1 protein-coding gene is annotated in these 365 nt (G+C 75.9%); it reads right to left on the reverse strand.

The window, feature by feature from the left end:
• Positions 1-333: HIT family protein (locus A612_RS14730; RefSeq protein ID WP_040437120.1), on the reverse strand; the 333-nt coding region annotated here is incomplete at its 3' end.
• Positions 334-365 lie beyond the last annotated feature (32 nt).

Here is a 365-nt window from a genome sequence, read left to right on the forward strand (position 1 = left end):
GGCCGCCCGCTGCGGCGGGGCCCAGATCGGCGCCGGGAAGTGGCTGTCCCAGTCGAAGCGCGCGACCACGTGCCAGTGCAGGTGCGGCACCAGGTTGCCGAGCGCCGCCAGGTTGACCTTGGTCGGCTGCAGCCGCTCGCGCAGCACGCGCTCCACCAGCGCCACCGCCTCCATGCAGCGCTGGCGCTCGGCGGCCTGCAGGTCGGAGAACTCCGCCACGTGCGCCTCCCACACCACGCGGTAGAAGGCCGGAAAGCCCGCCTCCTCGGCCGCATGGATGACGCGCAGCCCGCAGCCGCGCCACACCAGCGTGCCGCCGTCGGCGGCGCACAAGGGGCAGGCCGGACCGCCGGCAGGCGCGGCAG

The organism is Melaminivora alkalimesophila (assembly GCF_000282995.1).
Classification (GTDB): domain Bacteria; phylum Pseudomonadota; class Gammaproteobacteria; order Burkholderiales; family Burkholderiaceae_C; genus Melaminivora; species Melaminivora alkalimesophila.